This window comes from Streptomyces sp. 35G-GA-8 (assembly GCF_023534745.1).
Taxonomy (GTDB): Bacteria; Actinomycetota; Actinomycetes; order Streptomycetales; family Streptomycetaceae; genus Streptomyces.
Map to the genome: position 1 here is coordinate 300,787 of NZ_JAMHJQ010000012.1, position 9,541 is coordinate 310,327.

Below are 9,541 nucleotides of genomic sequence, written 5' to 3' on the forward strand. Positions count from 1 at the left end.
TTTGACCGTCAGTGGATCGGAGATGCACGGGTATGACCAGTCAACTATTCGCGATCTGCTTCAATACGCCCCGGCCGTCGGCCCTGGCGCGGTTCTGGTCCGGGGTCCTGGGCTGGGAATCGGCCGAAGGGCCGGACGACGACGCCTCGATCCTGCCCCCTGACTCCGCCGGGTTCCGCATCCGTTTCCTGCCGAGCCAAGAGCCGAAGGCCGGCCAGAACCGTGCGCACTTCGACCTGACGAGCTCTTCCCCGGAGGATCAGCGACAGACGGTCGCCAGGGCGCTACGGCTCGGCGGGAAACACATCGACGTGGGCCAACTCCCGGAAGAGGGGCATGTGGTGCTCGCCGATCCGGACGGCAATGAGTTCTGCGTCATCGAGGCGGACAACAAGTTCCTCGCCGACACCGGCTTCATCGGAGCGCTGGCCTGCGACGGTACGCAGCAGGTCGGATACTTCTGGAGCGAGGCGCTGCGGTGGCCGCTGGTCTGGGACCAGGACCAGGAAACCGCGATCCAATCGCCGAACGGCGGTACGAAGATCACGTGGGGTGGTCCTCCCGTGGCACCGAAGACCGGCACGAACAGGCTGTACCTCGAACTGGCGCTCCCCGCCGACGCGGACCGGGAGGCGGAGATCGCCCGCCTGATCTCACTCGGCGCGACGCACACCGACACCGGCGAGGGCCACGGCGGCCAGGTGAGGATGCTCGACCCCGACGGCAACGAATTCACCGTACAAGAGCCCCGGTAACGGGGCTGCCGCCGTGCGGGCAGTGCCTCAGTGGCTCGCCCGCACATTCGGGCAGCGCCGGCTCCCCCGGGCATTGCGCCTTGGCGCCTGCGAGGATCGCTTCGATCCCGCACTCACGCCGCGGCCTCCGGCGAGGTGAGTTCGAAGACGGGAAGGTCGCCGACATTCACACTCTCGACGTTCAGGCTGCCGGGTTGAGCAGCTTCCAGTGCCCCTCGGAGACGACCTCGACGCAACCGTCGCTCACCTTGATGGCGGTCTGAGCGTCGATGGCATACGCCGGACCTTCTATCTCGGCGGCCCACCGTTCCGCCTCGGCCATCGTGTTCTCCGGGCAGTCCGTGCTGTCGAGATGCGGGAAGATGGAGAAATCGACGACTCCCAGGGCGCTGTCGTCACCAGTGGGCGGCTTCCAACCGACGAAGTTCTCCCCGATACGGGGAGTCAGAACCATGCTCCCGGCACTGAGCCCTACATAGACCGTGTCGTGCAGCGACGGGAAGAGGTCGGCCAGTCCGGACTCCCGCATCCAGTGGCACAGGTACAGCGCGTCGCCACCGTTCACCAGCAGCGCGTCTGCCTCTCGGACCCAGGAGACCCAGCGTTCCTTGTCGACGCTGGGCAGTGCGGTGAGCTCCAGCACGCCCACCGACTTCCACCCCAACTCGATCATGGGATGAGGGGACCGTCCGCTGATGAAACGCCATGGCCCGCCCGGACCCCCGTACGGACCCCCGTACCCTGCGGTGGGGATGCAGAGGGCGCCGGCCTCGGTGATCGGCTTGCCCAGGAGATCGACCAGCGCCGCCAGCATGCTTGCGTTCCTGACACCGGAGTCGGTAAGGAGGAGCTTCATCACACCCCGCAGTGACTGCATAGTGAAAGTAATTGAGTGACATTACCATCACTGCGTCCCAGAGCCCTGGGCTGTCCTGGTACACCGTGGTGTCGCGCAGCTCAGCGATGCGGAGCAGCACTCGGTTCCCAGTAGCGAGGACTTCCAGCACCGGCTGCTCCTCCCCAACACGGATGGAGGGGTGATCGGTCACAATCTCTCCGCGACTTCGCACTGCGGCTGAAGACAGTCAAGAAACCCCCTCGGCTGCGGCCGCCCGGATGCACCGCCCGCCCGCGTCGCCGCCACCCCGAACCACTCTCGCATTGCGAGAGTGGGCCCTCACCAGCGATCAGATCGAGGCCACGTCGGTCAGCGAAGGCACGGCGCACGGACGGAGGACCATGAGCGAGTCTGCCAAGGTCGCCACCATGCCAAAGGGGAACCGGTCGAGCTCAAGGCAGAGTGCGACGTCATCAGGATGGGCTCCCTGACGCACACCCTGCGTCAGCTCGGCGGCGGCGCGCGACTCACCGGCGCGGCGGAGGAACTCAGTTGCGTCCGTCCCAGCCTCGGTGGCCCTCCGAGCGATGTATTGAGCGCACGCCAGATCTTCATCGGCCTGCCCGTCCTCGCCAGTGACCACGAACGTGACACTGTCACACTCGCGCGTCCGCAAGAGCCGAGCCGTTGCCTCCGCCACCACGAAGCTCGCGCACAGCACCAGCGACGCTTCCCTGACCGCGAGAGCGCCGACCGTCCCTGCCGTGGTTGTCTGCACAACGGTCCGTCCGCCAAGGTCAATGGATCGCAGCAGTCCCGGCGAGTTGACGGTGTCGAACCCGGGCGCGGGCGGGCCGTCTTTGAGCGCCACCCATTCCGGGTGGCGAACTTTGAGCGCCAGGGCTTCGTGCGGCGACTCAGCAAGAACGATCTTTTCCGCCCCCTGGGCAAAGGCCCAGGCAGCCACCGTGAAAGCACGCATGACGTCGACTACGACCGCCACGGATGGGGTTTCGACCAGCTCACCGATACCAAGGAAACGAGCGTCCATCCGGTCATGATCGCGCATGCCCGACCTCAAGCACTCAGACGGTGACACGCATCACGTGGACAGGTCGTACGTCCTGGATACGCGTGACCGCTGCGGGAAAGCACTCTCCGGGCCTGGGCCACCGTCGAGTGGGAGGATCGAGTCCATGACCACTGTCTCCGGTGATTTCGAGTTGACCATGGACGAGCTGCGAGTTGTGGCGCGCTACGTGGCCGAGAGCGCCCAGGAAGTCCTCCCCCTGTTCGAGGAGGCCGTTCCCGGTGATCCTCGCCCCCGCGCAGCCCTTGACGCCGCATGGGAGTTCATCAACGGCGCGAAAAGGACCAAGCTGCAGCGCGTCACCTCACTGGAAGCACACCGAGCCGCGAACGAAGCGGGCACCGAAGCGGCACGTCTTGCCGCCCGGTCCGCCGGCGACGCCGCATCCGCCGCGTACCTGCATCCGATAGCGCGAGCCACCCAGGTAGGACACATCCTGCGCGCTGCCGCGAGTGCCGCGCGCATCGCCGAACTGAGCGCAGGGGATGACCCTACGGTCGGAAACACGCGGATCGAGCAAGCTCGGCAGCGTGCCACGCCGGTATTGATCGCTGTTCTTTCGCGTTACCCGCTCGCGCCGACCGCCAAGAATCGCGTCGCGCAACTCATGAGCACCCTGGACGCTTCCCTACGCGCCTCCGGCTGAGAGACCGCGAGACCATCTGTCGGCCCACGGAATCACGCTGCTGCGGATGTACCCGCCGGGTACGGCGAGCATTCGGATGCGTCGGGCGATTGCCCTGGTGGCGCCCGCTGGCAGAGAATGTGAACCCACCTTAAGTCACGTCAAGTTGCTTACAGAGCAGCCTTTTTGTAGTAGAAAGAAAAACTGAGGGGCGTTGGTGCGTACGGAGGGGTGGTTACGTGCTGGAGGTACGATTTGAGGCCCACAGCCTGCGCTTCGAAACGGACGACGACCGATGGGCATCACAACTTGAGCTGCTCCACAGGGAGATCGAAGACGCAACGGGCTCTCTGAGGCAGCGGCCGCCTCGGGATGCCGCACCGACTCCAGGAGTCAAGGGGGCGGTCTCCGAGGCGATTGTCACGCTCGCGCCTGTGGCCATACCAAGCGTCGCGGCTGTGCTCACGATGTGGCTCAAGCGTGACCGGGGGCGGAGCGTGCGCCTCACCTGGACCGTGGACGGCCGAAGCGGCGAGTTCACCGCGTCCGGTGATGCTCTCGACACCAACACGCTCCGCAGCGCGCTGGAGCATGGATTGAGGGCGGCGGCCGACGATGCGGCGACGGCCGACGACAACGGTCCAGGGCGGGCCGAGACCGGCGACCAGAACGGTACACACGGTGCCTGAGGACGAGCGCGTTTACCGTGCGCTCCTGATCGGCAACTCCGAGTATCCCGATGACCCGGTTCATCTGCAGTCGCTCGTGGGCCCGCCCGAGGATCTGCGCTTGCTGCGGGGCGCACTGACGGATCCCGGCTACGGTCTGCACTTGCCTGGAAACGTCGAGGCGCTTCGGGAGCAGTCCACGCTCCGCATCAAGGAACGGCTGGCGACATTCTTCGATGACGCCCTGCGCCACGAGCAGTTGCTCATATATTACAGCGGCCACGGATTGCTCGACTCGCGGAACAGACTCCACCTGTGCGGACAGGACACGACAGTTGAACAATTGCGCACCCACTCTGTCTCACTCAGCTTCATCAACGAACTGATCGACGATTGCGCGTCCCGGTCGATTGTCGTCATCCTGGACTGTTGCTTCAGTGGAATCGCGGCTACCAAAGGAACGGACCCGGCGGCTCAACTGGCTGGCCACGGCCGATTCGTCATGACGAGTTCCAGCCGCATCGGTACCGCGGCCGACGCTTGCACCAAGGGTGAGGCGAGTCCATTCACCCGCCACTTGGTGGACGGCCTTGAATTCGGCGCCGATGGCCACGACGGCTACGTATCGATGGTCGATCTGTACCGGTACGTGCATGACCAGCTCCGCGGCTCCGGCCAGACCCCGCACATCAAGGCGGAAGCGGCCGTCGGTGCCATTCCGCTCGCCCGCCGGCCACCGCGGAGCAAGGCGGAACGGGCAGGCTCGGCGGCCGAGCCATCTGAGATCCCCGTCCGTCCACTGGAGTTGCGCCCCACCTTCACGGACACCGAGGGCAATCGGGCACTGCTCGCCACCGACACCGACTTCACCGGGGTGTTGCACGTCAACTTGCCGCAAAGCCGTATGGTACTTAGCACCCATTGCAATCAGCTGGCCGCGGCTGCGAAAGGCAAGCCTCTCACTGCCCAGTTGTTCAAGCGGGGACGGGTCCACATCGGGGATCTGCGTACGGAAGTGACAGGCAGACATGCGGCATTTCTTGATGCCAGGTGCATCGGTGGGTCCGTGTCATTCGTCCTGCCTAACGGTGCCGGGGTGGTCGACTGGACGGCCTCTCAGGTGCGCTCCTTCACACAAGCCAGGGCTGAAGGGCGGTGGCCAGGTTCACCGCTGACGCCGCTTCCCGCCGCGAGATCTGCCGAGTTCTACGAGCGCGACCATGGCTATCAGCACTTGGCGAACGGGCTTTGGGGAGCTGTGTGGTCGGGGGTATTTTCCGCCGTCCTGTTCGCGGCGACGGCGATTTTCTTCAATCTGAAGCCGGATGGCGGCTTCGATGAGCTGGGCGGTGTGATGGGCACAGGCGCCATTGTCCTGGGCGTGGTCTTCATAGTGCTGTGCCTACTCGCCCTGTTGAGCGTCGTGCAACGGTTGAGGAACGCCTGGGTGTTCCTGCGGCTCCGTAGCTTGTTGAGGTCGTCCGCGCAGGCGTCCAGGACGATGGTGATGCTCGCCTGGTCGGAAACCGAGCAGGTCCCCACTGGCAACTATGTGAGCATGGCCGAGGTCAAGAAACCATGGGCGAATCTATGGGAAGCGGATATGGCGATCTCGGGCTTCGGCGACGTGGCGGAGAAGAGCGTAGGCGATGTGACCACGGCCCAAAAACGCAAGGTGGCTGTGCCACTTCAATGGATGCACGCGGAGGACATCCGAAGGCGGACATTCCCAGAAGAGGGGCCTCCCCGCGCGCCTGCCTTGGAATACGTCGAGGTTGTGGGAACCCCGGAGCCCGGCGAATGGCTGGTGATCCGGACCGAAACCGGTGTGTTGTGGCCGCGTGGTAGAGCGCGCTGAACCTGGAGGCGTCGCAGACGGCGGCTAGGATCTGTCCGACGGGTCAGGTCTTGGTGCCTGTCCAACAGGGCTTTGGGCTTGCGCTTTCCGTTGCGGCAACTTCTACGGTCATGTGTGTGGCCCGAGAGACCGGCCCGGCGAGGGAGGCACCGGCAATGGCCTGGTCGATCGCGGAGGTGGCGCGGATATCCAAGGTGACACCGCGGACGCTGCGGCATTACGACGAGATCGGCCTGCTGCCGCCCGCAGGGATCGGGAGCAACGGGCACCGCTACTACGAGGAGGCCGATCTGCTGCGCTTGCAGCAGATCCCGCTGATGCGGGAGCTGGACCTGGGGCTGCGCGATATCCAGGCGGTCCTGGACAGCCAGCTCGACCAGGTGGCCGTGCTCCGCGAGCACCACCAACGGCTGCTCGCGGAACGGGACCGTCTGGAGAGGCTGGCCCGTACGGTTGGCCGCACCATCGCCGAACTGGAAGAAGGCAAGAACAAGGGCCATATGACGAAGATCAACAAGCCGGAGAACCTCTTCGAGGGGTTCCAGCCCCCCTCCGAGGCCGAGGCCGAGGTACGGGAGCGGTGGCCGCGGGCGTGGGAACAGTCCCGGCAGGCCGTCGAGGCGATGATCTCCGAGGACCCGGAGCGCTGGCAGCGTGAGGTGACGGCGCAGATGATCCGTATGGCGGAGTTCATGGTGGCCGGCACGCCGGTATCCGCCCCGGCGGCACAGGCCGAGGTGGACGCCAACTACCAGGGCATCTGCCGGTTCTGGACCCCAACCGCGGCTGCGTACTAGGGAGTGTGCCAGATCTATGTCGACGACGCGCAACTGCGGGCCAACTTCGACAAGATCGCCGACGGTCTCGCCGTCTACCAGCGCGATGCGATGACCGTGTACGCCGATGCCCGGCTGAGCTGATCGCACGCCCGCCCAAGGGCTGTTCAGCGGGTCATGAGTGCAGTCAGAGGCGAATGACCGCGACGGTCACGGTGCCGTGGAAGGTGTATGCTCTCTTGTCGAATCGGGGTGGCTACGGCACGGAAGCCCTTGAGAGCGTTGATCGTTCGTTCGACTTCATTCCTGCGCTTGTAGAGCGACGTGTCGAAGCCGGTGGGCCGACCGCCCGGATGCCACGGTGCTGCCTGCTGGCCCGCCGGTTTCCCGGTTCGGGAATGGTCTGCTTGATCTTGGCGCCTGCGCAGGTACCGGCGGCGTCGGTCTGGACGGTGCGCAGGACGTTCTCCCACGTGCCGTCCGCCGACCAGCGCCGATGCCGGTCGTGGCAGGTCTCCCACTTCCCGAAGCGCGTCCGCAGGTCGCGCCAAGGGATGCCGGTGCGTGGCGGAAGGGAATGCCGTTGATCACCTTGCGTTAGCGCTTCCACTGCCTGACCCGCCCCACACCAGCCGGAACGATCTCGTCGATCGCCGGTCACATGCCCCATCGGACAGGCTCTAGGCGCTGTTTCTTGGATCATGTGCGGAGCCAGATGGTGAGGGCTGCGAGTGTGATGGTGCCGAGGTAGATGTAGGCGCGTTTGTCGTAGCGGGTGGCGACGGCGCGGAAGCCTTTGAGGCGGTTGATGATGCGTTCGAAGGTGTTGCGTTTCTTGTAGTGCTCGCTGTCGAAACCGGTGGGCCGACCGCCTCGGGAACCTCGGTTCTTCCGGTGTCTGTGCTGGTCGAGGCGTTCGGGGATGGTGTGCCGGATTCCGCGTCGTCGCAGGTAGCGGCGGTTCGCGCGAGAGGTGTACGCCTTGTCCGCAAGGACATGGCCGGGCCGGGTACGGGGCCGGCCGGTTCCGGCCCGGGGCACGAGATCTGCTCCAGCACCCGCTCCAGTTGCGGGCCGTCACCGTAGTGTCCGGGTGTCAGGAGGAAAGCGAGGGGCCGGCATTGTCCCTCGGCGGCGAGGTGGACCTTGGTGGTGAATCCTCCGCGGGAACGTCCCAGGCATTCGCCGATCTGACCACCTCCTCCAGCCGGGCGGCGAGTTTCCGCAGTACCGGATCGGCCTGGTTCGTCCCCCGCCCTGCCCCCCTTTGAGGAACGGCCGCCGGAGGCGCTTTCCTCGCGCCGGCGGCGTGCTGGTGGGCCCGCACCGTTGTCGAGTCCACCGACACGTCCCAGTCGATCCCGCCCGCGGCATCTTCGGCGGTCTGGATCCTGGACAGCAGCATCATCCACGTTCCGTCAGCGGACCAGCGACGATGCCGTTTATAGACCGTCTCCCACGGTCCGAACCGCTCCGGCAGATCCCGCCACTGCACACCGGTCCGTACCCGGTACAACACCCCGTTGATCACCCGACGGTGATCACTTCACCGACCTCCACGCGCCCCACCAGGAGGCAGGAACGACTCCAGCCGAGCCCACTCCGCATTCGTCAGATCACCACGGCCCATGAAGCAAGCCTGCCCCAACACCCCACTCAGGTCAGCAGATCCGAGAAACAGCGCCTAGTGTCCTGAGCCGAGAATTCGCTGCGTAAGTCCTCGATGGTTCGGCATGATGGCCGGGTGGCGAGGACGGGACGGCCGAAGGCCGAGCTGGTGCTGACCGATGACGAGCGTGAGACGTTGACCCGCTGGGCCAGGCGTCGGACTTCTTCGCAGGCCCTGGCCTTGCGGTGCCGGATCGTGCTGGAGTGCGCAACTGGCTTTTCGAACAGGGACGTTGCCGCTTTGCTCGGTGTCGAGGAGCACACGGTGAGCAGGTGGCGGGCCCGCTTTGTGCGGCATCGGCTTGAGGGCCTGACCGACGAGCCACGCCCGGGTGGCCCCCGGAAGATCACCGACGCCCAAGTGGAAGAAGTGGTCGTCAGGACACTGGAGACCACGCCGAGGGACGCCACGCACTGGTCCACACGGTCGATGGCCAGGGAAGTGGGCCTCTCCCAGTCGGCCACCACGCGTATCTGGCGGACCTTCGGCCTCAAGCCGCACCTGGTGGACACCTTCAAGCTCTCGTAGGATCCGCAGTTCGTCGAGAAGGTCCGCGATGTGGTCGGCCTGTATCTCGCCCCGCCCGAGCACGCGCTGGTGCTGTGTGTGGATGAGAAGACGCAGATCCAGGCTCTGGACCGGTCCGCGCCGGTGCTGCCGATGATGCCGGGCATGCCGGAGCGCCGTACTCACGACGACGTACGCGGTGGCGTCACCACGCTGTTCGCCGCGCTGAACACCGCTACCGGCGAGGTAATCGGCCAGATCCACCGCCGGCACCGTGCCGTGGAGTTCAAGAAGTTCCTCGTCCGTATCGACAAGGAGGTGCCCGCCGGCCTGGACGTCCATCTGATCTGCGACAACGCTACGACGCACAAGACCCCGGCCATCCAGCGATGGCTGATCGCGCACCCGCGCTTCCACGTGCACTTCACACCCACCAGCAGCTCCTGGCTCAACCAGGCCGAGCGCTGGTTCGGTCTGCTCACCGACAAACAAATACGGCGAGGAGCCCACAAGAACGTCCAGGCCCTGGAGAAGGACATCCGCACCTGGATCAAGACCTGGAACCAGGACCCGAAACCGTTCATCTGGACGAAGACCACTCACGAGATCCCCGAACGCCTCGCCGGATATCTGAACCGAACTCCCAACTCAGGACACTAGTGCCGCATCAACCAACGTTCGCCCTGTTGTCAGCTGGAGGCGACAGCTCGTGTTGAGTGACGCGGTTACTCGGCGTCGAGCTGGTGGTCGGCCCA

6 protein-coding genes and 4 pseudogenes are annotated in these 9,541 nt (G+C 65.5%); 6 read left to right on the forward strand and 4 right to left on the reverse strand.

Annotated features, from left to right (window positions below):
• Window positions 1–32: 32 nt before the first annotated feature.
• Window positions 33–755, forward strand: a complete 723-nt coding sequence (locus M1203_RS27590) for a VOC family protein (protein WP_249952506.1) — start codon at window positions 33–35, stop codon at window positions 753–755.
• A gap of 181 nt (window positions 756–936) precedes the next feature.
• Here M1203_RS27590 and M1203_RS27595 read toward each other — a convergent pair whose 3' ends face one another.
• Window positions 937–1,611, reverse strand: coding sequence for a Type 1 glutamine amidotransferase-like domain-containing protein (locus tag M1203_RS27595; RefSeq protein WP_249952507.1), 675 nt, complete (start codon window positions 1,609–1,611; stop codon window positions 937–939).
• 331 nt (window positions 1,612–1,942) lie between these two features.
• The gene (locus tag M1203_RS27600; RefSeq protein ID WP_249952525.1) at window positions 1,943–2,644 is read right to left on the reverse strand and encodes a 2-phosphosulfolactate phosphatase; all 702 of its coding nucleotides are present in this window, start codon (window positions 2,642–2,644) and stop codon (window positions 1,943–1,945) included.
• 145 nt (window positions 2,645–2,789) lie between these two features.
• Here M1203_RS27600 and M1203_RS27605 point away from each other — a divergent pair, with 145 nt between their 5' ends.
• From M1203_RS27605 to M1203_RS27620, 4 genes and pseudogenes are all read left to right on the forward strand, one after another.
• The gene (locus M1203_RS27605; RefSeq protein WP_249952508.1) at window positions 2,790–3,329 is read left to right on the forward strand and encodes a putative immunity protein; all 540 of its coding nucleotides are present in this window, start codon (window positions 2,790–2,792) and stop codon (window positions 3,327–3,329) included.
• A gap of 413 nt (window positions 3,330–3,742) precedes the next feature.
• Window positions 3,743–3,997: a hypothetical protein gene (locus M1203_RS27610; protein WP_249952509.1), complete on the forward strand. Its 255-nt coding sequence runs from the start codon at window positions 3,743–3,745 to the stop codon at window positions 3,995–3,997.
• Complete coding sequence (locus M1203_RS27615) at window positions 3,990–5,834, forward strand: caspase domain-containing protein (RefSeq protein WP_249952510.1); 1,845 nt, start codon at window positions 3,990–3,992, stop codon at window positions 5,832–5,834. The genes M1203_RS27610 and M1203_RS27615 overlap by 8 nt, the downstream gene beginning before the upstream one ends.
• Window positions 5,835–5,989: 155 nt before the next feature.
• Window positions 5,990–6,754 (forward strand): annotated as a pseudogene (locus M1203_RS27620) (MerR family transcriptional regulator).
• A gap of 43 nt (window positions 6,755–6,797) precedes the next feature.
• Here the strand turns inward: M1203_RS27620 and M1203_RS27625 are convergent.
• A pseudogene (locus tag M1203_RS27625) lies at window positions 6,798–7,261 on the reverse strand (transposase).
• A 48-nt stretch (window positions 7,262–7,309) separates the two neighbouring features.
• Window positions 7,310–8,240, reverse strand: a pseudogene (locus M1203_RS27630) (IS5 family transposase).
• Window positions 8,241–8,333: 93 nt separating this feature from the next.
• Here M1203_RS27630 and M1203_RS27635 point away from each other — a divergent pair.
• A pseudogene (locus tag M1203_RS27635) lies at window positions 8,334–9,446 on the forward strand (IS630 family transposase).
• The last annotated feature ends 95 nt before the right edge of the window (window positions 9,447–9,541 follow it).